Source organism: Micromonospora kangleipakensis (genome assembly GCF_004217615.1).
In the GTDB taxonomy this organism is placed as follows: domain Bacteria; phylum Actinomycetota; class Actinomycetes; order Mycobacteriales; family Micromonosporaceae; genus Micromonospora; species Micromonospora kangleipakensis.
Genome location: NZ_SHLD01000001.1, coordinates 6479101 through 6503692 on the forward strand (window position 1 = coordinate 6479101; position 24592 = coordinate 6503692).

Here is a 24592-nt window from a genome sequence, read left to right on the forward strand (position 1 = left end):
GACCCGCGCGGATCGCGACAGAAGCGCGCATCTGGCCGATCGCTAAAGCTCGATCCAGTAACGCCGGGCTGGCCCGAATCTGGTCTCCCGGACGCCTTCGAAGACGCCGCCGCACCGCTCGATCGTCCTCGCCGAGGCCTTGGCCTCACCGTTTGAGGGCCCCGCACTCATCTCGGCTACCAAGTCGGACGTCTTCCACGCGGCTCGCCAGCGCCCGATCAGCGGCAGTCGAAGATGTTCGGGCACCGACATGCGCCACGAGTCAACTGGCAAATTTGGCGAACCGGCCGATAGGGTTTTTAGATGCGGCTCAGGAGCAATCGTCAAGACTTGTGGATGAGAAATCTTTGATCAGGCTGCGGCAGTGATGGTGGTGGGTTCCTGATCTGTCCGTTCGACGAGGTGGCCGCGTTCGAAGCGGGCGCCGGCGCGGACGAGGGCGACAAGGTGTGGTGCGTTGACCGCCCGCCACCGGGCCTGGGCGGCCTCGATGAGTTTGAACGCCATGGCCAGACCGGCGGCCTTCGATCCAGGGCCCTTGGTGACCTTCGTGCGGTGCCGCACGGTCGCGAACGTCGACTCGATCGGGTTCGTGGTGCGCAGGTGCACCCAGTGCTCGGCGGGGTAGTCGTAGAACGCGAGGAGCTCGTCGAGGTCGTCGGTGACCTTGGCGACGGCCTTGGCGAACTTGGCGCCGTAGGCGAGCTTGAACGCGGCGACGGCGCGGCGGGCGTGGTCGCGGTCCTCGGCGTTCCAGACCTCGGCGAGGGCCTTCTTCGCGCCGGGATGCGCGGACTTCGGCAGCGCCGCGAGGACGTTGCCGATCTTGTGGAACCAGCAGCGCTGCTCACGGGTTTCGGGCAACACCTCACGTAACGCCGACCAGAAGCCGAGCGCGCCGTCGCCGACGGCCAGGACCGGGGCGCGCATCCCGCGGCGTTTGCAGTCGCGGAGCAGGTCCGCCCAGGAGCCGGACGACTCGCGGTAGCCCTCGGCCAGGGCGATGAGTTCCTTGGTGCCGTCGACGCGGACGCCGATCATGACGAGCAGGCACAGTTTCTCCTCGTCGAGGCGCACGTTGAGGTGCACCCCGTCCGCCCACAGGTAGACATAGTCCACACCCGAGAGGTCGCGGTCGGCGAACTGGCGGGCCTCGTCCTGCCACTTCACCGTCAGCCGGGTGATCACCGCCGCGGACAGTCCCGAGCCGGTGCCGAGGAAGTTCTCCAGCGCGGGGGCGAAATCCTGCGACGACAGGCCATGCAGGTAGAGCAGCGGTAACACCTCGGTGATCTTCGGCGACTTACGGCACCACGCCGGCAGGATCGCCGACGAGTACCGCTGACGCTCGCCGGCATCGTCGACGCGTTTGTCGTTGACCCGCGGCGCGGCGACCTCCACCGCCCCGGCCGCGGTCAGGACCTTCCGCGGCTGGGCGTGACCGTTACGCACGACCAACCGCCGCCCGGCATCGTCGACGTCGCCGGTGTGCGCCGCGATATACGAAGCGACCTCGGCTTCGAGGGCAGCGGCGAGCATCCTGCGGGCACCGTCCCGCACGATCTCGTCGATCAACGACCCACCCGTCCCGGCCGGGACCGATCCGGTCGCTGGCGTGGGGTCATCAGGGTTGACTACCGTGAGCACGGGCGTACCTTCCCGACCCGCGCTGGCAGGCGCGGGCCTTGCTGGAAACCTTCATCGGCTATCCCCGGGAAGGTACGCCCCTCCCAAGGTCATCCACAGGTTTCAAGCATTGCTCCGGCTCAGGGTTCTCGGCGGGTGCGGTGCATGGCCAGAGGCGGGCCAGGCATGCAGCGGCTACCTCGTGGAGCACGACGGGTTCCGGTTGCTCGTCGACCTCGGCTATGCGACCGTGCCGCGGATGCTGGAACGGATCACCGCCGACCAGGTTGACGCTGTGTTCATCAGCCACGGACATCCCGATCACTGCGCCGACCTGAACCCGCTGCTGCGGGCGCGAACGTTGCGCGATAATCCGCCGGCGCCGCTACCGGTGTACGCGCTGCCTGGCGCGCTGGATGCGGTGTTAGCGCTGGACCGCCCCGGGATGCTGGCTGCCGCCTACGTTCTGCACGAGATCACCGTCGGCAGCCGCCTCGACATCGGCCCGTTTCGCGCCCAGACCCGCCTACTGCCGCACTGGGTGCCAAATGCCGGCGTACGGCTGACTGCGGGCGACCGGGTTCTCGCGTACACCGGTGACACGGGCCCGAGCCCCGACGTCGTGGAACTGGCACGCGACGCTGACCTGCTGCTGGCCGAGGCCACCTACGTGGATCAGGTGCCGGAGGACTCGCGGCGCTACCTGTCGAGCGCCCGCCAGGTAGGTCGGCAGGCCGCGGATGCCGGCGTCAGACAGCTACTACTGACCCACCTGTGGCCAGGCACGGATCCCGTGGCTGCGCGAGCCGCGGCCGGTGACAGGTACGACGGCGAGGTAGGCGTCGCCACTGCTGACCTGGTCCTGGACCTTCCCTAGACGGCACTTGACGCGATTCGTCCAAGTCGCCGTCACCATGGCTGACCACGGTCTTCAGTGGTGGACCGGATGCGGCAGAACCCGAACCGCATTCACGCTGTTCAGGGGCCAGTTGCCATCGTTGCGGCGGTCGATCGGCGAGTAGGTGGTCGCCCACAGAGACGGTTCGGATGTCTCCGCCCGAGGCGGGGTTAGCTGGAACCGTCGCCGCCGAGGTACATGGGCCGTTCGAAGAAGGTCTCCAGTACGACGATGGTCTGGGTGCCGGTGACGCCGTCGACGGCGAAGACTCGTCGCAGCACGGCCTGCAGTTCCTCGGTGGTCGAGGTGCGGATCTTCACCAGCAACGACGCCGAGCCGGCGATGATGTGCGCCTCCTGGATCTCGGGGATATCCGCCAGCGCGTCGCGGGTCGGCGGGTCGCCCATCCAGGCGCTTGCCTGCAGCATGACGTAGGACAGTACGGCGCGGCTGGCCGCGGTTGGATCGACGTCGACGGTCGTACGCCGGATGACACCGCGCTCGCGCAGCTTGCGCACCCGCTCATGGGCCGACCCAGCCGACAGCCCGACCGCCTGACCCAAGGACGCGTACGACTGCGTGGCGTCGACCTGCAGCTGCGCCAGCAATGCTCGGTCGATGCTGTCCATACGCGCTCCAAGATGTGAAACGGATAACTTCGCTGTTGACCATATCAGATTTGGCAGGAGAGGCTTCTTATCGAACGTCATCCTAAGGTGAGGAGACTTCGGTGGCTGAGACCATCCCTGCCCAGTTCCAGGTACTCGACGAGCGCTTCCGCTCTTGCGACGGCGACTACGTCGTCGAACGCCTGCACACCGGCGCACGCAAATCGGAGGGCCCGGTGTACTTCCCAGCCGGGCGCTACCTCGTCTGGAGCGACATCCCCAACGACCGGCTCATGCGGTGGGACGAAACCACCGGCGCCGTCGGCATCTTCCGGCACTGCTCCGGGTACGCCAACGGCAACACCATCGACCGCCAGGGCCGGCTCATCACCTGCGAGCAGGGCAACCGGCGGGTCACCCGCACCGAACACGACGGCACCATCACCGTGCTCACCGACCGCTACCACGGCAAGCGACTCAACAGCCCCAACGACATCGTCGTACGCGCCGACGGCACGATCTGGTTCACCGATCCGAGCTACGGCATCCACAGCGACTACGAGGGCAACAAGGACGACAGCGAGCTCGGTGGCGCCTGCTACGTGTTCCGCCTCGACCCGGCCACCGGCGACCTGCGCGTCGTCGCCGACGACTTCTGCCGGCCCAACGGCATCGCCTTCTCCGCCGACGAGCAGCGGCTCTACATCGCCGACACCCGCCAGGAACCCAGTCACATCCGCGTCTTCGACGTCACCGCCGAGGGCACCCTGACCGGCGGGAAGATCTTCGCCGAGTGCGACTTCGGACGCTTCGACGGCCTACGCCTCGACGACGCCGGCCGGGTCTGGGCCGCAGCCTGGGACGGCGTGCACTGCTTCGACCCCGACGGCACCCTCATCGGCAAGCTGCTGCTGCCCGAGTCCGTCGCCAACCTCACCTTCGGCGGACCCAAACGCAACCACCTGTTCATCACCGCCGCCACGAGCCTGTACGCGCTGCGCGTCACCGTCAACGGCGCCCGTTATCCCGAGCCGATCCAGCAGGTGCACCAGTGAGCCACGCACACCCCGCGTCGGCTGGATGGCAGCGACACGTCGCCGAGGATCTGGCGGTGACAGCCGGGTTCGACCCTGCGGTAGAGGCCGATCGGCGAGCACGGTTCCTCGTCGACCAGCTGATCACGACCGGCCGCCGGGCCCTGGTCCTCGGCATCAGCGGGGGCATCGATTCGGCCAGTGCGGGGCGGCTGTGCCAACTCGCCGCCGAAGAAGCCCGCCACACCGGGCACCACGCCAAATTTGTTGCGATGCGCCTGCCGTACGGCACTCAGCAAGATGAGGACGACGCTCAACTAGCGCTCACGTTCATCCAACCCGACACCGTGCTCACTGTCGACATCCGGCCAGCCAGCGATGCAAGCCTGCGTGCACTGGCAACCGCCGGGCTTACCTTCCGAGACGCGCACCACCAGGATTTCGTGCTCGGCAACATCAAGGCGCGGCAGCGAATGATCGCGCAATACGCCATGGCAGGCGCACTCGACGGTCTTGTGGTCGGCACCGACCATGCTGCCGAGGCGGTCGTGGGGTTCTTCACCAAACACGGCGACGGGGCCGCCGACATCGTGCCCCTGGCCGGGCTGACCAAGCGGCGAGTCCGAGCCGTGGCCCGAGCACTTGGCGCTCCTGAGCGCCTGATTCACAAGACCCCCACCGCCGACCTGGAAGACCTCGCACCCAGCAAGCCAGATGAACAGGCATTAGGGCTGACCTACGCTGACATCGACGACTTCCTTGAGGGACATCCCGTCGCACCGGACGTCGTCGACGCGATCATTGCCCGCTATCGCCTCAGCGCCCACAAACGCAACCTGCCCATCACCCCCCGCACGACACTCCGCCCCGAATTCCTAGAACACGAAAACGAAACTGCATGCCCACCAGCGCGGAAGGACTCGGTCGCCGCGGGCTCGACCTCGTAGGGAGCGAATGTGAAGGCAGTTCGACGCATGCTCGTACACGCCTCGGCGGCGTTGACGACTGGACGTTTACGCGAGCCTGTTCGAGGACGACCTGGACCAGGTCGCAGACCGCCTCGACCGCACGTTCGTCCGATTCGCCGTCACCATGGCTGACCGGTGGTTTCCATGGTGGGCGGCGCCGGTGAGGCGCTTCCGCTACCTCTGACCAAGGCACCGGGCCGAGGTGGTACCCAATGAGATTCATCGAAGCCGCATCGAACGCCGCCAAGGACTCGAGCTGCGGCGTGATGCGGCCCGCAACCGAATTGCGGCTCACCATCGACCTGGACAGGTACGAACGTGAGCGGCTCCCCGGACCCTGGGAGCCGCTCGCGTACGCGCGGGAAGTCAGGCGATGAAGCCCTCTTCCTTCAACCAGTCCGCGGCGACCTGCGCCACCGGCTCACCCTTGACGTCGACGCGCTCGTTGAGCTTGCGGATGGTGTCGTCGTCGAGCTTGGCGGTGATCGGTTCAAGGATCTTGGTCAGGCTCGGATACTTGGCGGCAGCTGCGCCGTTCACCGTCAGCGCCGGGTTGTAGATCGGGAAGAACCTCTTGTCGTCCTCCAGCACCACCAGGTCGAGGTTGCTGATCCGGCCGTCCGTGGTGAACACCTCACCGAAGTTGCAGGACTCGCCCTTCTTCGTCTCGGTGTAGACGACTCCGGTGTCGACGCTCCTAATGTTGGACTTCGGCAGGTTCATGCCGTACATCTTGGTCATGCCGGGCCACCCGTCGTTCCGTCCGGCGAACTCGCTCTCCAGGCAGAAGGTCGCGTCGGCCGGGTTGCTCTTGGCGAACGCGGCGAGGTCGGACAGGGTGCGGAGGTTCCACTCCTTGGCCTTCTCCGCACGCACCGCCATCGCGTAGGTGTTGTTGGCCGGCGCGATGGCACCCCAGACGACCTGGTTCTTCTCCTTGTCCTCCTTGACCACCGCGTCGTACTGCTGCTTCGAGTCCGCGATCGGGTCGGTGTGGTTCAGGTAGGTGATCCAGGTGGTGCCGGTGTACTCCCAGTACACGTCGACCTCACCAGCGAGCAGACCCTTGCGGACGTTGACCGACCCCTTGATGTTGGTCTTGTCGGTCACGTTCGCGCCCGCCGCCTTCAGCGCCAGCATGGTGATGTGGCCGAAGACGATGTTCTCGGTGAAGTCCTTTGAGCCGACCACGATCGTCTGGCCGGCGAGCGCGTCATCCTGCTTGATCGACCCCGCCCCGACCGCCACCTTTCCACCGGAGTCCTCAGTGGTGACCGAGCAACCGGTCAGTGCCATGGCGATGAGTGCGGTGCCGGCAGCCAGCCGGGAAAGGGGTGTGCGCGTACGCATTGACGACCTCCACGACGCACGGGGCGTCGGTTGGGGAAGGGGACGTGAACCTATGGATCAATCGAGCCCGGGCGGGCGCAGCAGATCGGCGATCACACCGCCGAGCCAGTCCAGCGTCAGGGCGAGAGCGGCGGTGAGTACCGCGCCGGTGATCAGGACGGGATCACGCTGAAGCTTGATCCCGGTCACGATCAGTCCGCCGAGTCCGCCCGCGTCGATGAAGGTGGCGAGCGTGGCGACCCCGACCGCGAGAACGAGCGCGGTGCGCACGCCGGCGAGAATCACCGGCACCGCCAGCGGCAGCTCGACCCGCAGCAGCACCGCGAGCGGGGACATGCCGATGCCCCGACCCGCCTCGATCAGATGCCGGTCGACCTGGTTGATCCCGACGATCGTGTTACGCAGCACGGGCAACACCGCATAGGCCACCAGCCCGATCAGCGCAGTGCCGGCGCCGATGCCCAACCAGATGCTGAGCAGTACCAGCAGCCCGATGGCGGGCATCGCCTGACCGACGTTGGCCAGAGCGGTGACGAACGGCGCCAGCCAGCGCAGCGCCGGGCGGGTGAGCAGAACGCCGGCGCTGACCGCGATCACCACCACCAGCAGGGTGGTCATCGCGGAGATCGAGACGTGCTGGCCGGTCACCCGGAACAGCTGCCCGGCGTTGAGCGAGCGTCGCTCGATGTCGTCCAGGGCAAGCGAGCTCACCCAGAGGTACGTGGCGAGCAGCGCCGCCGCGAGCACCAGCGGCATGGTCGCGTGCCGGCGCAACAGACCCCGCCACCGCGAGGGTGGGGCGGCGTCCGCGAGCTGACCAGAGCCGAGCGTGCCGACGCTCACGGCGTCTCCCGATCCGCCGTCGACCGGGCGCCACGGCGCTGCGCGGGCATCGCCGCGACTTTCGGCCCGTCCGCTGTCTCCGGCGCCTCCGCCACCGGCCGATCGCGGCGCCGCTCAGTCTCGCGCATCTCACCGATCGCTCGCATCAGCCGGTCGATGGTCACCGTGCCGCGGTACCGGCCGGCGTCGTCGATCACGACCGCAGCACCGCTGCTGCTCCTGAGCATCGCGTCGAGCGCGTCATGCAGCGTGGCACGAGGTTCCACCACGGTGGCCGGTCCGCCGATCCCGTGCAGGTTGTCCTGATGCGGATCCAGGTCCCGGGCGGTGATCCAGTGCACGGGGCGCCGCTCGCTGTCGACGCTCAGTACGGCCCACTCGCCGGTCTCGTCCAGCCGGCGCAGCGCCGACGTCGGCGAGTCATCCAGCCGGACCAACTCGGCCTCGTCCCAGTCGACCTCGTCGACCCGGCGCAGGTTGAGCTGCTTGAGTGAGGCGCCGGCACCGATGAACTGGGCCACCGTCTTGTCCGCAGGGTTACTCAGAAGCCGCTCCGGGGTGTCGAACTGCCGGATGCTCGACCGGTCACCGAGCACCGCGATGCGGCTGCCCATCTTGATCGCCTCGTCGAAGTCGTGGGTGACGAAGACAATCGTCTTCTGCAGCTTCTCCTGCAGCCGGAGGAACTCGTTCTGCAGCCGGTCCCGGGTCAACGGATCGGTGGCGCCGAACGGCTCGTCCATCAGCATCACCGGGGGGTCGGCAGCCAGCGCCCGGACAACCCCGACGCGCTGTTGCTGGCCGCCGGAGAGTTGACGTGGCAGGCGGTGACGGTACTGGCCGGGTTCCAGCCCGACCAGGTGCAGCAGCTCGTCGACCCGGGCGTCGATCCGCTTGCGATCCCAACCGAGCATCTTCGGCACCAACCCGACATTGGTCGCCACGTTCATGTGCGGGAAGAGCCCCACCTGCTGGATGACGTAGCCGATGCGCCGACGCAGCTCGGTCGGGTTGAGCGAGGTGACGTCGGATCCGTCCACCATGATCCGCCCGGAGGTGGGCTCGATCAACCTATTGATCATCTTCATGGTGGTGGTCTTGCCGCAGCCGGAAGGGCCGACCAGCACGACGATCTCGCCGCGCCGGATGGTCATCGAAACGTCCTCGACCGCAGGGGTCTTCTGTCCCCGGTAGAGCTTGCTGACCTGTTGCAGGTCGATCATCACGTCAGCGGTCATCGTTGACCTCTCTGGGCGGTGGACGGGGCCGCGAGGGCCGGCGGGCCGGCGAGCGCCATGACGGAATCTGGTTGCTCGGCGAGGGACGGCGCGGTTGACCTTGATCGGGACCGCCGGGTGCCCCGGCCGGCCCGGGTCAGCACACCGAGCAAGCCCAGGCACATGTCCACGACGAGGGCGAGGACGACCACGCCGAGCGTGCCGATCAGGGCCTGGTTCAGCGAATTCACGCCGCCGAGGTTGGCCAGGCCCGAGAAGATCTGGTTGCCCAGGCCCGGGCCGCCGACGTACGCGGCGATCGCCGCGATGCCCATGGTCATCTGGGTGGAGACCCGGATACCGGCCAGGATAACCGGCCAGGCCAGCGGTATCTCGACCGTGCACAGCGACCGTGTCCGGCTCATCCCGATGCCGCGGGCGGCCTCGGTCAGCGCGGGGTCGATCTCGGTCAGTCCCACCACCGTGTTACGGATGATCGGCAACAGGGCATACAGGGTCAGCGCGACCAACGCGGGGAGGTACCCCAAGCCCAGCGGCGTGATCAGCAGGCCGAGCAACGCGAAGGAGGGAATGGTCAGCACAGCGGCGGCGACCGCGACGGCGATTCCCCGGGCGCGCCGGTGGCGGTAGGTGAGGACGGCGATGGACATGCCGATGAGCGTCGCCAGCGCTATCGCCATCAACACGATCGTGGCGTGCTCGATGGTCTGGGCGATCAGCAGGTCGCGGCGGCTTTCCAGGTATTCGAAGAACGTCATCTGACACGTCCTCTCGGCGGCTGGCAGGCCCCTGGCCAGAGATGGCCGCGACGGTGCTGGACCTGCCATGGCCGGTTGGCCATCACATTTCGGGCGTAGGCGTTCGGCAAAGGCCCTCCGTGTGGGACGTGGAGTCGGTTGGAGAAATCAGCAGAGAAGTTCTGACGGGCACGCCGAGCGACACGGAGTCGGCGCGCCACCACCTCGGCCATCTCCTCCTTCCGGACAGAAACTTCTGTACAAGGCGGTCATGGGGGTGCCACGGTACGCCATGGGCTCCTCGTCAGTTCGGCCGGCCCGGGACCGGAGCCTGAAATGAGCCGACCAGAGCGAAGGAGCGCCGCCCATGCGTCGCGGTGATCATTTACGCGCCGCGGCTGAGTGGCGCGCCGGGACGGTGCCCGTCGATCAGCAGCATGACGAGCATCAGGATGATCACGACGCCCAGGTGCAGGGCGGAGTTGACGCTTGCGCCGATGGGGGTGCTGGCCAGGACGAGCGCGGCCGTGGCAAGGCGGATGGTGGTCCGCCCGACGCCGACGGAGTGGCGAAGGTCGGCGATGGCGGCGAGGAAGAGGGCCACGCCGGCGGTGAGGGCGAGCGCGGCGGGCCATCCGGCGGGGGTCTCGGGGTGGGCGACCACGGCGTGCAGGCCGGTGGCGGTGGCGATGATGCCGAGAAGCAGCACGAAGTGGGTGAGGACGTAGACGCGGGCGGCCAGGCGGCTTCGGGTGGCGTCGTCGGCGCGTTCGAGGGCCGCCTCGCTGGCGGCGGTGTCGGTGAAGTAGGTCCACCAGAGGGTGACGGGGAGGGCGAGGGCCATCACGACGGCGCCGGCGACGCCGGCGTTGAGGTGGTCGACCGGGGCGCCCATGCCGATGGCGACGACGGTTTCACCGAGGGCCACGATGACGAGCAGGGCGTGCCGTTCGACGAAGTGCGTGGGGCGGATGTGGAAGCTCGCGGCGGCGCCGACCCAGGAGTGGCCGGGCAGCAGGTGGGGCAGGACGGTCTGGGTGAAGATGGCGGCGACCCAGAGAACCGGCACGGCGGGTCCGGCGAGTAGGCCAGCGATGATCACGAGGGCGGCGCCGCCGAGGTTGTAGGGGGCGAACCGGCGGACCGCGGGGCGGGCAGTGGTGCGGGTGAACAGGGCGACGTGGACGGTGACGACGATCAGGTAGCCGATGCCGAAGAGCAGGCCGCTGCCGGCGAAGGCGTCGGGGATGGCGACGGCGGTGAGGAGGAAGCCGGCCATGCCGCCGAAGAGGAGGAGCTTGCGGGCGGGGCGGCGGGGTGGGACGTGGTTGGTGAGCCAGGCGTAGCCGCTGTAGAGGTACCAGAGCAGGCCGAGGATCAGGACGGTCTGACCGACGCCGGCCCAGTTGAGGTCGTGCTCGAGCAGGCCGGCGAGTTCGGTGACGGTGAGCACGAAGACGACGTCGAAGAAGATTTCGACGGGGGTGGCGCGGTCGGCGACGTCGGCGCTCTGGTCGCGGGGCTCGCTCGGCATGGCGTGACGTTAGCGGGTGGCGGCGGCCGTCCGAGGGCGTACAGGACGATCTCCCGGGTCGCGGGGGGCGACGCCGGGGGTGGCCGGGGGAGCGGGCGGTTCAGTCGTTGCGGTGGGCGTCCCACCAGGCCTGGCCGGCCTCGGGGAGGGTGTCGATCGGGTCGTAGTAGGCGTACGAGCCTGAACGGGCTGACTTCATCCACAGCCTGCCTAGCGCGCTGGGCTTGGATGGTGAGTCGTAGAGCGGATCGCCTCGTCGCACAGTCGTAGACCGTCCAGCCTCCCCGGACGGGGACAAGGTGGAGCGCCTCACCAGCCGAACGCACTTGGCCCCGTTTCCGTGGTGGGGCGGGCGGGACTCGAACCCGCGACCGAGGGATTATGAGTCCCCTGCTCTAACCCGCTGAGCTACCGCCCCGCTACCGCGCCGGATCGTAACCCGCCCGGTCGATCATCGGCCACCACGAAAACGGCCGGTTGTCTCAGCGTCGCCGCCGCCTCAACAGCACGATGGGCAACGCGAGGATAACAGTGAGCAGCCAACCCACCCCGACCATGCCCCACAGCCAGCCGGTGTCGCCGTCCGACTCGTCGGCGATGAAGAGGCCGAAGGTGAGCAGCAGGGTGATCCCGCCGACACCGAGGGTGGCGAGGCCGCTGAGCACCATCAGCGGGACCTCCCACCAGGAGCGCTGAACCGGCGCGGGCCGCTGCCCCGGCTGCGGCCGGTTGGCCGCCGCGTACGGCTGGGGGATCTTCTCCGGCGGGCGGGCGGGCATGGGTACCCGCCGGTCGGCGGGGACCTGCTGGTCGATGACCCCGATGGCGCCGGGGTGCAGGTCGAACAGGGTCGGCTCGATGTGCATCGCGATCGCGTCGTGGCCGATCAGCCGGCGGGCGCCGTCGGGCCAGGCGAGCAGGGCGGCGCACTCGGCGTAGCGGACGGTGAGCGGGCCGCCGGGGCCGACGTAGCTGACGCCGTCCACGCCGACCCGCAGCTCGCCGTCGCCCTCCCGTTCCCGGTAGGCGGTGCCGGGCACGGTGTGGGTGGAGCGGGTGGGCGCCTCGGTGAAGCCGGCCCAGTCGGCGGTGGTGCCGTCCGGCACCATCAGCAGCGCGGTGGCGGTGACCTCCTGGGCCACCTGGTGCAGGTCGGCGAGGGTGACGGTCTTGAGTTCCGCGCGCAGCTCGTCGACGGTGAGGGTCGGTTGGCCGGTGAGCAGGTCCAGCGCCTGGCTGGGCAGCCGCGCGGCGTCCACCTCGGCGGCGCCGAGGGTGTCCTCCCGCTTGGCCACGGTGGCGTCCAGGTCGGCCTGCTCGATCCGGCCGACCCGCAGCTTGGCCAGCACGTCGATGAAGCCGCCGAGCACCGCGTCCTGCTTCTCCGGCAGCGCGTCGGCGAGGGCGCGCAGCGTGGCGTGGCCGTCGCCGCGCGGCTCGTACCCGGTGTTGATGGTGTAGGAGAGGCCGTCCTCCTGGCGCAGCGAGCGGTACATCTCGCGCTCCAGCACTCCGGCGAAGACGCCCGCGGCGGTCCGGCGCCGCACGACCGAGTCCAGCACCACGGCCCGCGAGCCGTTGACGAAGTACGCGGGGGTGCGCGGCAGCGCCGAGGAGACCGGCGGCACCGGCTGCCGTACGCCGGCGGGCAGCGCGAGCCGCAGCCCGGCCGGCACCCGGTCCCCGGCGATCCAGAGCACCGCGTTCTCCCGGGTGAACCAGCGGGCCGCCCAGGCCCGCAGGTCGTGTTCGGTGATCGCGTGCAGGCCGAACTCGGGGTAGCTGGTCAGGCCGTGGTCGCGGGCGCCGTGCCGCCAGAGCGGCACCGCGTCGATGGCCGCGTTGCCGCGGCTGCTCCACTCGGTGCGCAGGATCTCCTTCTCCACCTCCAGCCGGGCCATCGGCAGGTCGTGAATGGTGCGGCAGACGGCGGTGAGGAAGCCGGCGATGTCGGACTCGGAGCCCTGCATGTAGAAGGAGGTGAAGATCGGCGCGGTGGCGCCGTTGAAGTGGTAGTCGGTCAGTCCGAGCGGGGCGAGCGCCAGGTGCTCCAGCAGGTGGGTGATGCCGCTGCGGCCCAGGGTCTCGTCGGCGGTGCCGACCCGGAAGGTCAGCCCGGCCCGCATCGGCCCGGCGGTGGCGGCCATCAGCGTGGGCACCCCGTCCACGTCCAGCTGCCGGATCATCGGGGGCCACCCTTCGCGTACGCCTCGGTGCGGAAGTTGTCGAGCGTGCTGGTCCCGCCCAGGTAGGACCAGGGGTACTCGCTGCCCAGGTGTCCCAGGGCGGCGAACTGGGCCGCGGCGGCGGCCCACTGGTCCAGCAGGCCGAACCAGAGGGCGAAGACGGACCGGGTGGAGACCCAGCCGGGTTCGCGCCGGAAGTGCAGGTGCAGCACGGACCGCTGGGCGGCGGTCCAGATGTCCTGCGCCACCCGCGGGTCCCGCACGTACGCGGCCCGCTCCCCGTCGGTGTCGAAGTCGAAGTACCGCTCGAAGTGCGCGTCGGCGAGCAGGACGCCGTTCTGCGCGCCCTCCGGTGCGGCCAGCATCCGCTCCCGGGCGAACGCGAAGACCTTGTCCCAGCTGCCGCCCCACTTCGGGCAGAGCTGCTGGAGCAGCGCGGACTGCGACCGCCGGTCGTGCGGCGCGTACCGGGCCAGCCGGTCGTAGCGGCGGCGGGCCTCGGCCTGGCCCAGTTGCAGGCCCATCGCGGTGGTCAGCCGCTCCTGCCAGGCGAGGACGTTGCCGGGGTCGCGGGCGCAGACGTCGATGAGGATCTGCTCGGCCTGCCGCAGGTGGTCGTGGAGCTGGGCGAACTGCTCCCGGCTGACGTGCTCGGCGCGCAGGCTGGTGCGGATCTTCCAGCCGGCGTCGACCAGGTGCGCGGCGAGCATCGTCGCGGCGACGGTGTCCCCGGGGTGCCGGGCCAGCACCGCGCGGAGGAAGTCGCCGACCCCCTCGACGTCGTCGGCGGCGCTCACCAGCAGCGACCGGCCCGCCCAGTCGCGGGGGTCGAGCAGCTGCCGTACCCGGGGCCAGTCCCGCGCGGCGAGCGCCGCGCGCATGTCGTTGACCTCGGGAAAGGCGGCAGCCGGGTCGAAGTCGATCGCCGGGAGGGGTGCGGGCATGGCGGCGATCATAGGTGATCACGAGCGGGGTCCGGTTCCCCCGTCCAGCTCGGACAAAGCACCCCGCCTGGGGCGGAGCGCGGCGAGGACGGCCCCGGCGGTGCGCCACCCGCTGGCGAGCGCCCCCTGGATGGAGGGGCTGTCCCGGTGGTCGCCGGCGACGAAGAGCCCGTCGCCGAGCGCCACGGGCTTGCGCAGCCGGCCCTGCGGTGGTGGCGCGGCGGGCAGCGCGTCCGGGACCGACACGGTGGTCAGGTGGGTCCAGTCGGCGGTGGACCGCCCGTAGAGCCGGTCCAGCTCCCGCCGGATCACCGTCTCGGGTGGGGCCTGCGGGCCGACCACCGAGGTGGCCACCAGGTGCCGCCCGGCCGGCGCGTACGTCGGCGTCGCGTTGCTGAGCACCACCGTGTTGGCGACGAGTTCCCGCCGGTCGCCGTCGACCAGCAGGATCGGCTCGTCCAGCGGCGCGGCGTCGGCGGCGTGGTAGTAGGTGGTGTAGCTGTGCATCCGTACCCGACCGAGCCGGGGCAGCAGCGCGGCCGCCGCCGGCGGGTCCACCGCGACCACGACGGCGCGGCAGGCGATGTCGCCGGCCTGGGTGCGGAGCCGGCCGGGCGCGACCTCGGCGACCGGGGTGTCCAGCTCGATCAGGTCGGCGGGCAGCGGGTCGGCGATGGCCCGGGGCAGCGCGCCCATGCCCTGCGCGGGGAGGCCGATCCGGCCGCGGGCGAAGGCGCGCAGCACCATCGCCAGCACGTGGCTGGAGGTCTCCAGCTCCCGGTCGATGAAGACGCCGGAGAGGAACGGTCGGAGCAGCTCCTCGATGATCGCGTCGGAGAGGCCGGCCCGGCGCAGGGCCGCCTCGCTGGTCGTCTCCGGCGCGGTGAGCAGCCGGCTCGCCGGCAGGGTGGCGCAGCCGGTGGCGAGCGCGGCGAAGCGCAGCCGGTCCAGCACGGACCCGACCCCGGCGGTGGCGGTCCGCACCGCCCCGGTCGGCTCGCGCAGCGGGTTGACCAGCCGGTCGAGCCGGTCACCGCGGCGGACCAGCACCCCGGAGGTGAGCCAGCCCAGGTCGAGCGTGGCCAGGTCGAGCAGGCTGCCCAGCCGGGGGTAGGCGGTGTTGAGCACCTGGAAGCCGCGGTCGAGCAGGTAGCCGTCGACCTGGTCGGTGGCGACCCGGCCGCCGAGCCGGTCGCCGGCCTCCAGCAGCCGCCAGGGCACGCCGGCGCGGTGCAGCCGGCGGGCGGCGGCGAGGCCGGCCAGGCCTCCACCGACCACGACCACGTCGGTCTCAGCGAGCATGACCCACCTCCGTGCCGGCCCGGTCCCCCTCGCGGCTCGTCCGCGACAGGCGGCTCGGCCACCAGATCTTCGGCCCGATGTCGTACGCCAGGGCGGGCACCAGCAGCGACCGCACGACGATGGTGTCGAGCAGCACCCCGACGGCGACCGCCACGCCCAACTCGACCAGCACCACCAGCGGCAGCACGGCGAGCGCGGAGAAGGTCGCGGCGAGCACGATGCCGGCGGAGGTGATCACGCCACCGGTGACGGCGAGGCCGCTGAGCACCCCGGCGCGGGTGCCGCGCTTGACCGACTCCTCGCGGACCCGGCTCATCAGGAAGATGTTGTAGTCGATGCCGAGGGCGACCAGGAAGACGAACGCGAAGAGCGGGAAGGACTGGTCGACGCCGGGGAAGCCCAGCAGGTACTTGAAGATCAGCGCGCAGAGCCCCAGCGTGGCCAGGAACGACAGCACCACGGTGGCGATGAGCAGCACCGGGGCGAGCAGGGCGCGCAGCAGCAGCGCCAGGATGACCGCGATGACCACCAGCACCACCGGGATGATGACGTTCCGGTCCCGGGTGGAGGCGGCGGCGGTGTCCACGTTGATGGCGGTGAAGCCGCCGACCACGGAGTCGGATCCGGGCACCTTGTGCACCGCCTCGCGCAGGTCGCGGATGGTTTGTTCGGCGCCGTCGCTGTCCGGCGGGTCGGCCAGCGTCACCTGCAGCTCCACCCGGCCGTCGACGACCTTGGGCTGCGCGTTCGGGTCGGGCGGGCCGGCCTGGCCCTGCTGGGTGAGCGGGCGGACCGAGGCCACCCCGGGCACGTCCTGGGCCACCTGGGCCACCTGCTGCGCGGTCGCCTGGGTGGTGAAGACGGTGGCCGGGCTGCCGGTGCCCGCCGGGTAGTGCCGGGCGATCACCTCCTGGCCGGCCACCGAGTCGGTGCGGCTGGTGAACAGGTCGGACTGGCCGAGGGTGGTGGCGCCGAGCTGGCTGAGGCCGAGGGTGAGCGCGGCCAGGGCGACGGCGGTGACCAGCCAGACGGCCCGGGACCGGCGGGCGACGAAGCCGGCGATCCGGCTCCAGATGCCGTCGGCCTGCGGGTCCGCCTGGTCCTGCCGGGGCGTACGCGGCCAGAACGCCCAGCGTCCGCCGAGCACCAGCAGCGCGGGCAGGAAGGTGAGCATCACCAGCAGCGTGGCGGCGATGCCGAGGGCGGCGACCGGACCGAGCGCCCGGTTGGAGTTGAGGCTGGACAGCAGCAGGCAGAGCAGGCTGACGATGACGGTGGTGCCGGAGGCGATGATCGCCGAGGCGGCGCCCCGCCAGGCGGTCTTCATCGCGTCCCACGGCCGGTGGTGCCGGTGCAGCTCCTCCCGGTATCGGGCGATCAGCAGCAGGGCGTAGTCGGTGCCGGCGCCGAAGACCAGCACGGTGAGGATGCCCTGGGCCTGCCCGTTGAGCTTGATCACGTCGTTCTTCGCCAGGTAGTAGACGAAGACCGACGCCAGCGAGTACGACATCCCGGCGGCGAGCAGCGGGAAGATCCAGAGCACCGGGCTGCGGTAGACGATCAGCAGGATGATCAGGACGACGACCAGGGTGACCAGCAGCAGCGGCCCGTCGATGGCGGTGAAGACCTCGATCAGGTCGCCGAGCAGCCCGGCCGGTCCGGCCACGTTGACGGTGAGCCCGTCCCGGTCCGGGCCGACGATGTCGCGCAGCTCGTCGACGACCTGCCGGATCTGTTCGCCCTCGGCGGCGTCGATCGGGACGACGACCTGCACGGCCTGGCGGTCCTGGCTGACGATCGGCGGCGGCAGCGGGCTGACCACGCCGGGCAGCTGGGCGAACCTGGCGGCGTCGGCCTGGACCCGCTGCTCGTCGGCCGGGGTGATCCCGGAGGTGCGCTCGTAGACGACGAGCGCGGGCGTCGTCTCCTTCTCGACGAAGCCGGCGGCGAGGTCCTGCGCCCGGGTGGCCTCGGCGTCGGTGGGCAGGAACGCGGCGTTGTCGTTTGTCGCGACCTCGCCGAGCTTCCCCGAGTACGGCCCGGCGATCCCGCCGATGACCAGCCAGCCGAGCACGACCACCACCGCGATCAGCGTGGCCGTCCAGCGACCCCGTCCTCCGGTCATCTCCACCCCTTGGAATCGACGCACCAATCGACGCAGCGGGAGTCTAAGTCGACATCGACCATCCTGCCGCCCAAGGGGTCACTCCGGGGCACAAACCGCCCGCCGCAGGATCTTCCGGCCGGGGACGAGGGGCGCGGTCCTGGTGCCGGCTGCGGGGTCACGAGCCCGGGGCGACACAACGGGAAACGCCCGCCGGCGGGGCCGACGGGCGCGTGATGGAGCTGAGCTCCCCCGTTTGGACTCGAACCAAAAACCTGCCGGTTAACAGCCGGCTGCTCTGCCAATTGAGCTACGGGGGACCGTGCATCGCCCGGCTGGCGGATCTCTCCGCGCCACGCGACGGGCACAAGAGTACAGGACACCGGGGGGTGGTGCGCCAGGGGGTTACCGCATCGCCGCCCGCCCCCGCCCGAGGTCCCGACCCGCCCACGAATACGGACATATCGTCATCTCGGCGCATGGAGGCATGAGCGCGGAGCAGGATGGGTAGTTAGCCGACGACAGAGGACGTAGGCGCGAGTGGGTCGTTCCCGTTCGGGAACACAGCGCGTCAGGTACGAGAGGAGCCGCCATGCGCGGAAAGATCATGTTTCTTGGCGGGCTGGCTGCGGGATTCGTCCTGGGCGCCCGTGCCGGCCGAGAGAAGTACGAGGAGCTGGTGGTCCGGGGCCGCAAGGTGCTCGACCACCCGACCGTCCAGGAGGCGGCGGGCGTCGCGCAGGCTCAGGCGACCCGGCTCTACAGCGAGGGCAAGGACAAGCTGGGGCAGACCAAGCTCGGCGAGAAGCTCAGCGGCAACGGCCACACCCAGGAGCTGACCGCGGCCGACAAGCCGTTCGCCGGCACGCCGGCGACGGTGGGCGCCAAGGCCGGTTCGTCCAGCACGGGCACGTCCGGCTCGACCTCCGGGTCGTCGACCACCACGAGCCCGCGCACCAAGCCGTCGAGCACGGGCACCAACAACAGCACCCTCTGACCCGCACCGACCACAGCGGGCCGGCCACCTTCGGGTGACCGGCCCGCTGTCGTCTGTCCGGACCGGACGCCGGCACTTTTGCTGATGACGAACAAAAGTGGGTGCGATTCATCTAAAACTTTGGCCTCAAACCTCTTCTCTTTCTTCTCGTACGCAAATATCGTCCTGCGTAGAACCTGGCCAGGCTCTCGTCACCTCCCCAGCGACCTCCTCAGCCTCGTCCCGGCTGAGGCGGACCCGCCCGACCAGAGCGAGGTTCGATGCGCAGACCGTTCGGCCGCAGGGCCGCCACCCATCTCAGCCTGCTCGCCCTCGTCGGCGCGACGCTCGTCGCGACGGCGGAGCAGCAGCCGACCCCGGCGCAGGCCGCGCCGGTCCTCACCGCACCGGCCGCCGTCAGCAACGGCATCGAGTACAAGGTGCTCGTCTTCACCAAGTCGACCGGCGGCAACGGCGCCGCCACGTCGGCCGGTGTGCAGGCCATCCAGCAGCTCGGGCGTGACCGGCGCTTCACCGTCGAGGTCACCGACGACGCCCGGAAGTTCGACGAGCCACACCTGAAGCAGTTCCGCGCGGTGGTCTTCCTGAACACCGCCGGCGACGTGCTGACCGACACCCAGCAGGCCGCCTTCGAGCAGTACTACCGCGACGGCGGCGGCTTCGTCGGCGTCCACTCGGCGATCGAGGCCGAGCCGGGCTGGTCCTTCCTGACCAACGTGCTCGGCACCCGGGCCACCACCGCCTCCCCGGTGAGCAAGGCGACAGTCACCGTCGCCGACCGGGTCCACCCCGCCTCCGAGACGCTGCCGCAGCGCTGGACCACCACCGACCGGTGGTACAACTTCGCGGCCAACGTCCGGGGCGTCTCGCACGTGCTGGCCACGGTGGACGAGAAGACGTACACCGGCGGCACGATGGGCTTCGACCACCCGGTGACGTGGTGCAAGGACTACCAGGGCGGCCGGTCGTTCTACACCGGGCTCGGGGCCACCGCGGAGAGCTTCGCCAGCACCGACCTGCGCGCCCACCTCGGCGGCGCGATCCAGTGGGCGGCCGGGGTGACCGACGGCGACTGCGGCGCGACCGTGCTGGCCAACTACCAGATGACGGTGGTCGGGGCGCAGCCCAACGTCAACGAGCCGATCGGCTTCGACGTGCTCCCCGACGGCCGGGTGATCCAGACCGACCGGCGCGGCGGCGTACGCCTGCACGACCCGGAGAGCAACGAGACCACCGTGCTGGCGCAGATCCCCGTCTACACCCACAGCGAGGACGGGATGTACGGCCCGGCGATCGACCGGGACTTCGCCACCAACAAGTGGGTCTACCTCTACTACGCGCCCCCGCTGGACACCCCCACCGGAGGCGCGCCGACCACCAGCACCGACCCGACGGCGTGGGACCAGTGGAAGGGCTACTTCCAGCTCTCCCGGTTCAAGTTCGTGGACGGGGAGACGCCCTCGCTGGACCTGGCCACCGAGCAGAAGATCCTGCAGGTGCCGGTGGACCGGGGCGCCTGCTGCCACGTGGCCGGGGACATCACGTTCGACTCGAAGAACAACCTCTGGCTGGTCACCGGGGACGACACTCCGGCCGGCGGCGGCGGGTCCGGTGGCTTCTCGCCGCACAACGACTCGGTCAGCGCCACCGGGGTCTACCAGGCGCCCTTCGTGGACGCCCGGCGCAGCTCGGCCAACACCAACGACCTGCGCGGCAAGATCCTGCGCATCTCGGTGGGGGCGGACGGGTCGTACACCGTGCCGTCGGGGAACCTCTTCCCGGCGGGCACCGCGAAGACCCGGCCGGAGATCTACGCGATGGGCTTCCGGAACCCGTTCCGGATCACCGTCGACAAGAACGACGTCGCCTACATCACCGACTACTCCCCGGACTCCTCGACCGCACAGGTCGGTCGCGGGCCGGCGGGCACCGGCCGGATGATGGTGGTCGACAAGCCGGCGAACTACGGCTGGCCGATGTGCGTGCAGCCGAACCTGCCGTACATCGAGATGAACTGGACCACCACGCCGATCTCGCCGGTCGCGCCCTTCGACTGCGCGGCGCCGAAGAACACCTCCCGGCACAACACCGGCCTGACCGACCTGCCGAAGGTGGAGAAGTCCGAGCTGTGGTACTCGTTCCAGGCGCCGACCCCGTGCCCGGAGTCGTACCTGTCGACGCCCACGCAGACCTGTCCGGTGCTCTTCCCGGAGCTCGGCACGGGCGGCGTCGGCCCGCACGGCGCGGCGAAGTACGACTTCGACCCGGAGCTGAGGTCGGAGACGAAGTTCCCCGAGTACTACGACGGCGCGATCTTCTTCGGCGAGTTCACCCGGGACACCCTCAAGGAGATCCGGCTGGACGACAAGGGTGACATCCTGAAGATCAACAACGTGCTGAACTGCGGCCAGGCGCCCACCACGCCGACCAAGCCGTTCCTCTGCGACAACCCGATGGACATGCGCTGGGGCGCGGACGGCAACTTCTACCTGCTCACGTACGGCGACGGGTTCTTCAACATCAACCCGGACGCGGCGATGCTGAAGTTCAGCTACGTCAAGGGCCTGCGGGCGCCGACCGCCGTCCTGAACGCGACGCCCACCAACGGCATCGCGCCACTGACGGTCTCGTTCTCCAGCGAGGGCTCGAAGGACCCGGACCCGGCCGACTCGATCTCGTTCGCCTGGGACTTCGACGGCAACGGCACCACCGACTCGATCGACCCGAACCCGACGTACACCTACACCGCCAACGGCGTCTACACCGCCCGCCTGACGGTGACCGACTCCAGCGGCAAGACCGCGTCGGCGAACACCACCATCACCGTCGGCAACACCGCGCCGACCGTCACCGTCACCACCCCGCTCGAGGGTGGCTTCTTCAGCTGGGGCGACGACATCCCGTGGTCGGTGACCGTCACCGACCCCGAGGACGGGCCGGTCGACTGCGCCAAGGTCGAGGTGACCTTCGTCCTCGGCCACGACCAGCACGGCCACGGCGAGGCCAACCAGTTCGGCTGCTCCGGGGTGCTGCCCACGGACGCCGACGACGCCTCGCACGGCGGCTACATCTACGGCGTGGTGAGCGCGTCGTACACCGACAACGGGGCGAACGGGCAGCCGGCACTGACCACGGTGGACCAGCAGATCATCCAGGCCAAGCGGCAGGAGGTCGAGTTCGCCACCGACGAGTCCGGCACCACGGTGGGCACCAGCGCCGACACCGGCGGCGGGCAGCAGCGCGGCAGTCTCGACCCGGGCGACTGGGTCGCGATCAACAACACCGTGAACCTGACGAACATGCAGTCGGTGACGCTGCGGACCTCCGGTGGCAGCGCGGCCACCGCCGGGCAGCCCCGGTTCGGCGTCGAGCTCCGGCTCGACTCCCCCACCGGCCCGCTGCTGACCACCGCCACGGTCAACGCGACCAGCGGCAACAACGCCTTCACCACCACCACCGTGCCGATCACCGACCCGGGCGGCACGCACCGGCTCTACCTGGTCTTCACCACCGTTCCCGGCGGCCCGACCAGCGGCTTCGGCAACCTCAACTGGGTCGAGTTCACCGGGCAGGGCATCGGCGTCACCCCGTGACGACCGCCCCGGGTGGGGCCGCCGCCAGCGGCCTCACCCGGCACCAACCAACCATCACCAGTCAGCATGGAAAGGCAGCCAGGACATGACCGACACACAGCAAGGCATGAGCCGCCGCCGGATGCTCGGCACCGTCGCCGGGGCCGCCGGCGCGGTCGCCGTCGGCGCCGCCGGCTGGGCGCCCTCCGCCGCCGCGGAGGGCAACAGCCTTCTGATCCCCACCGGCAAGCGCGGCATCATCCTGTACAGCGTCCGGGACCGGATCGGCGCCGCGCCGGACGCCTCCGGCGTGCCGTACGGCTTCGAGCGGGTGCTCGCCCGCCTCACCGAGATCGGCTACCACGAGGTCGAGTTCGCCGGCTACACCCAGCACACCTCGATCCTGGGCCGGCAGATCACTCCGGAGGAGATCCGCAAGATCCTGGACGACAACGGACTGCGGGCGAACGGATCGCACGCCTCCATCCCGGGCACGGTCACCCCGGACACCATCGCCACGTTCGAGCGGACGCTGGACACCGCCGAGATCCTCGGCATGACGCACATCGGCACCGGCAGCGACCCGACCGGCAGCAACTACAAGGCCGACTGGGACGCCGCCGCGGACCGGTGGAACACGTTCGGCGAGATGGCCGCCGCCCGCGGGCTGAAGCTCTACACGCACAACCACGACGCGGCGTACAACTTCCTGCTGGACAGCGGGCCGCTGGACGCACTGGGCCGGCCGACCCGGTCCTCCGGCGTCCGGAAGCTGGAGTACTTCTTCGGGCTGACCAACCCGGAGTGGGTCTGGTTCGAGATGGACATCTACTGGGCGCACGTGGCGCAGTACCGGTACCGCAGCTACGTCGACCCGGACGGCGTGACGCAGACGAACGTCTTCGACCCGCTGGCCACGGTGGCGGCCCGGACCACGCGCTTCCCGCTGTTCCACGCCAAGGACGGCGCGTTCAACCCGGCCAACTCCGCCGGCTACGACATGGTGCCGCTCGGCGAGGGCGACATCGACTACGGCACCTTCTTCGCCAACATGGGCGCGAAGGGCTACCACAACCCGATGTGGGAGCAGGACAACGCGCCCGGCGGCACCGCCGACCCGGGCCGGTCGCTGCGCTACGCGGAGGTCAGCTACCAGCACATGTCGGGTCTGCGGGGCTGACGGACCCGACCGGTGGCACCAGGGGCCGCGTCCGGGAGACCGGGCGCGGCCCCCTCGCGTCACGCCTCGTGACGCCGGTGTGGCAGATTTCGGAGTGAGGTGATCGCGATGACGTTGATCGGACCGGAGAACCCGGACCAGGCGCGGCTGCTGCGCCTGCTGCGCGACGACGGCCCCCGCTCGCGGGTCGAGCTGGCCGACGCCCTGGGACTGAACCGGACCCGGTTCGTCGCGGAGGTGGACCGGCTGACCGCCCAGGGCCTGGTGGAGACGGCCGGGCCGGCCGCGTCCCGGGGCGGTCGCCGCTCCTCCCTGCTCCGGGTCGCCGGGCAGGTCCGCTTCGGTGCGGTGGCCGTCGGCGCCGGGCGGCTCGACGTCGCGCTGACCGACGGCGAGCTGACCGTGCTCTCCCGCCTCGGCGAGCCGGTCGACGTCCGGGTCGGCCCGGAGGCGGTCGTCAGCCGCGCCGTCGAGCTGCTCGGCAAGCTCCGCGCCGAGGCGGGGCTGTCCCGGTTGACCGGGGTGGGCGTGGCCCTGCCCGCGCCGGTCGCGGTGCGGGAGGGATCCCCGGTCTCCTCGCCCGCCCTGCCGGGCTGGCACCAGTTCCCCGTCCGCGACACGATCGCCGCCGAGCTGGGCTGCCCGGTGCAGGTGGACAACGACGCCAACGTCATGGCGCTGGGTGAGCTGCACGCCGGCACCGGCCGGGCGTTCGACGACTTTCTCTACGTCAAGCTCGGCAGCGCCATCGGCTGCGGGCTGGTGCTGGGCGGCGCGCTCTACCGGGGCGCGACCAGCGGGGCCGGCGACATCGGGCATCTGCGGCTGACCGACGAGGGCCCGCTCTGCGCCTGCGGCAACACCGGCTGCGTGGAGGCGTACTGCGGGGACGCCGCCCTGGTCCGGGAGGCGCTGGCCGCCGTGCACGACGGCCGGTCGGCGGCGCTCGGCGACCGGGTGGCGGAGGCCGGGACGCTGACCGCGACCGACGTCGCGCGGGCGGCGACGGCCGGCGATCCGACCGCGCAGACCCTGGTCCGTGGCGGCGCCCGCCGGTTGGGGCAGGTGCTGGTCGGCCTGGTCAGCTTCTTCAACCCGGCCATCGTGATCATCGGAGGCGCCGCCCCCGGCGTCGGCCCGATCCTCCTCGCCGAGATCCGCGGGGTGGTCTACCGGCGCTCCACCCCGCTCGCCACCGGCAGCATGCCGATCGTCCTGTCCGACCTGGACGACCGGGCATGCCTGGTCGGCGCGGCCCGCCTGATCAGCGACCAGGTCTTCGCGGCCCGCTGACCCGGGGTGGGCGATGCTCGGTCCGACCACACGGGGGCGCGGCGCCAGGGTCCGCCCACGTGGGCACGCGGCGCTCGGTCCGGCCGCGCCCAGGTCCCGGCAGCGGGCGTCGGCCAGGCGGCCGGCGGGAGTCAGCCACCGGCGCGGACGCTACCAACCTGATGACGTGGATGAGTCA

General features: G+C 70.4%; 18 protein-coding genes and 2 tRNA genes. 7 read left to right on the plus strand and 13 right to left on the minus strand.

What is annotated here, in order from left to right; all coding sequences use genetic code 11:
• Positions 1-351: 351 nt before the first annotated feature.
• Complete coding sequence (locus tag EV384_RS30840) at positions 352-1647, minus strand: IS256 family transposase (protein ID WP_165439937.1); 1296 nt, start codon at positions 1645-1647, stop codon at positions 352-354.
• A gap of 109 nt (positions 1648-1756) precedes the next feature.
• Here EV384_RS30840 and EV384_RS30845 point away from each other — a divergent pair, with 109 nt between their 5' ends.
• Entirely contained in the window at positions 1757-2503 is a 747-nt protein-coding gene (locus EV384_RS30845) for an MBL fold metallo-hydrolase (RefSeq protein WP_130338894.1), read from the plus strand.
• A gap of 191 nt (positions 2504-2694) precedes the next feature.
• Here the strand turns inward: EV384_RS30845 and EV384_RS30850 are convergent, their stop codons facing one another.
• Positions 2695-3153: an Lrp/AsnC family transcriptional regulator gene (locus EV384_RS30850; protein ID WP_130338896.1), complete on the minus strand. Its 459-nt coding sequence runs from the start codon at positions 3151-3153 to the stop codon at positions 2695-2697.
• 101 nt (positions 3154-3254) lie between these two features.
• On the opposite strand from EV384_RS30850, the gene EV384_RS30855 reads away from it, so the two are divergent.
• A complete protein-coding gene (locus tag EV384_RS30855; protein ID WP_130338898.1) occupies positions 3255-4187 on the plus strand; it encodes an SMP-30/gluconolactonase/LRE family protein in 933 nt (310 codons plus the stop codon).
• The gene (gene nadE / locus EV384_RS30860; protein ID WP_130338900.1) at positions 4184-5113 is read left to right on the plus strand and encodes an ammonia-dependent NAD(+) synthetase; all 930 of its coding nucleotides are present in this window, start codon (positions 4184-4186) and stop codon (positions 5111-5113) included. The genes EV384_RS30855 and nadE overlap by 4 nt, the downstream gene beginning before the upstream one ends.
• A gap of 387 nt (positions 5114-5500) precedes the next feature.
• Here nadE and EV384_RS30865 read toward each other — a convergent pair whose 3' ends face one another.
• From EV384_RS30865 to EV384_RS30915, 11 genes are all read right to left on the minus strand, one after another.
• Positions 5501-6484 (minus strand): glycine betaine ABC transporter substrate-binding protein, encoded by a 984-nt coding sequence (locus EV384_RS30865; RefSeq protein WP_130338902.1) that lies wholly within the window; start codon positions 6482-6484, stop codon positions 5501-5503.
• Between the two features lie 57 nt (positions 6485-6541).
• Positions 6542-7327, minus strand: a complete 786-nt coding sequence (locus tag EV384_RS30870) for an ABC transporter permease (RefSeq protein ID WP_242624374.1) — start codon at positions 7325-7327, stop codon at positions 6542-6544.
• Positions 7324-8565 (minus strand): betaine/proline/choline family ABC transporter ATP-binding protein, encoded by a 1242-nt coding sequence (locus tag EV384_RS30875; protein WP_130338904.1) that lies wholly within the window; start codon positions 8563-8565, stop codon positions 7324-7326. Before EV384_RS30875 ends, EV384_RS30870 begins: the two co-directional genes overlap by 4 nt.
• Positions 8562-9323 carry an ABC transporter permease gene (locus EV384_RS30880; protein ID WP_130338906.1) on the minus strand — a complete coding sequence of 254 codons (762 nt, stop codon included), beginning with the start codon at positions 9321-9323 and terminating at the stop codon, positions 8562-8564. Before EV384_RS30880 ends, EV384_RS30875 begins: the two co-directional genes overlap by 4 nt.
• Positions 9324-9687: 364 nt before the next feature.
• A complete protein-coding gene (locus tag EV384_RS30885) occupies positions 9688-10836 on the minus strand; it encodes a low temperature requirement protein A (RefSeq protein ID WP_130338908.1) in 1149 nt (382 codons plus the stop codon).
• A 341-nt stretch (positions 10837-11177) separates the two neighbouring features.
• Positions 11178-11254, minus strand: a tRNA-Ile gene (locus EV384_RS30890).
• A 64-nt stretch (positions 11255-11318) separates the two neighbouring features.
• On the minus strand, positions 11319-13022 hold the full coding sequence (locus EV384_RS30895; RefSeq protein ID WP_130338910.1) for a M16 family metallopeptidase: 1704 nt from the start codon (positions 13020-13022) through the stop codon (positions 11319-11321).
• Positions 13019-13966, minus strand: coding sequence for a hypothetical protein (locus EV384_RS30900; protein WP_130338912.1), 948 nt, complete (start codon positions 13964-13966; stop codon positions 13019-13021). The genes EV384_RS30895 and EV384_RS30900 overlap by 4 nt, the downstream gene beginning before the upstream one ends.
• Before the next feature lie 18 nt (positions 13967-13984).
• A complete protein-coding gene (locus tag EV384_RS30905; protein ID WP_130338914.1) occupies positions 13985-15268 on the minus strand; it encodes an FAD-dependent oxidoreductase in 1284 nt (427 codons plus the stop codon).
• Complete coding sequence (locus EV384_RS30910) at positions 15258-17393, minus strand: MMPL family transporter (protein WP_130338916.1); 2136 nt, start codon at positions 17391-17393, stop codon at positions 15258-15260. The genes EV384_RS30905 and EV384_RS30910 overlap by 11 nt, the downstream gene beginning before the upstream one ends.
• Before the next feature lie 226 nt (positions 17394-17619).
• Positions 17620-17692, minus strand: a tRNA-Asn gene (locus tag EV384_RS30915).
• 272 nt (positions 17693-17964) lie between these two features.
• On the opposite strand from EV384_RS30915, the gene EV384_RS30920 reads away from it, so the two are divergent.
• The 4 genes from EV384_RS30920 to EV384_RS30935 all read left to right on the plus strand — a co-directional run bounded on the left by EV384_RS30920 (position 17965) and on the right by EV384_RS30935 (position 24414).
• Positions 17965-18369, plus strand: coding sequence for a hypothetical protein (locus EV384_RS30920; RefSeq protein WP_130338918.1), 405 nt, complete (start codon positions 17965-17967; stop codon positions 18367-18369).
• Positions 18370-18629: 260 nt separating this feature from the next.
• Entirely contained in the window at positions 18630-21962 is a 3333-nt protein-coding gene (locus tag EV384_RS30925) for a ThuA domain-containing protein (RefSeq protein ID WP_130338920.1), read from the plus strand.
• An 85-nt stretch (positions 21963-22047) separates the two neighbouring features.
• The gene (locus tag EV384_RS30930) at positions 22048-23121 is read left to right on the plus strand and encodes a sugar phosphate isomerase/epimerase family protein (RefSeq protein ID WP_165440118.1); all 1074 of its coding nucleotides are present in this window, start codon (positions 22048-22050) and stop codon (positions 23119-23121) included.
• A 108-nt stretch (positions 23122-23229) separates the two neighbouring features.
• On the plus strand, positions 23230-24414 hold the full coding sequence (locus tag EV384_RS30935) for an ROK family transcriptional regulator (protein ID WP_130338922.1): 1185 nt from the start codon (positions 23230-23232) through the stop codon (positions 24412-24414).
• Positions 24415-24592 lie beyond the last annotated feature (178 nt).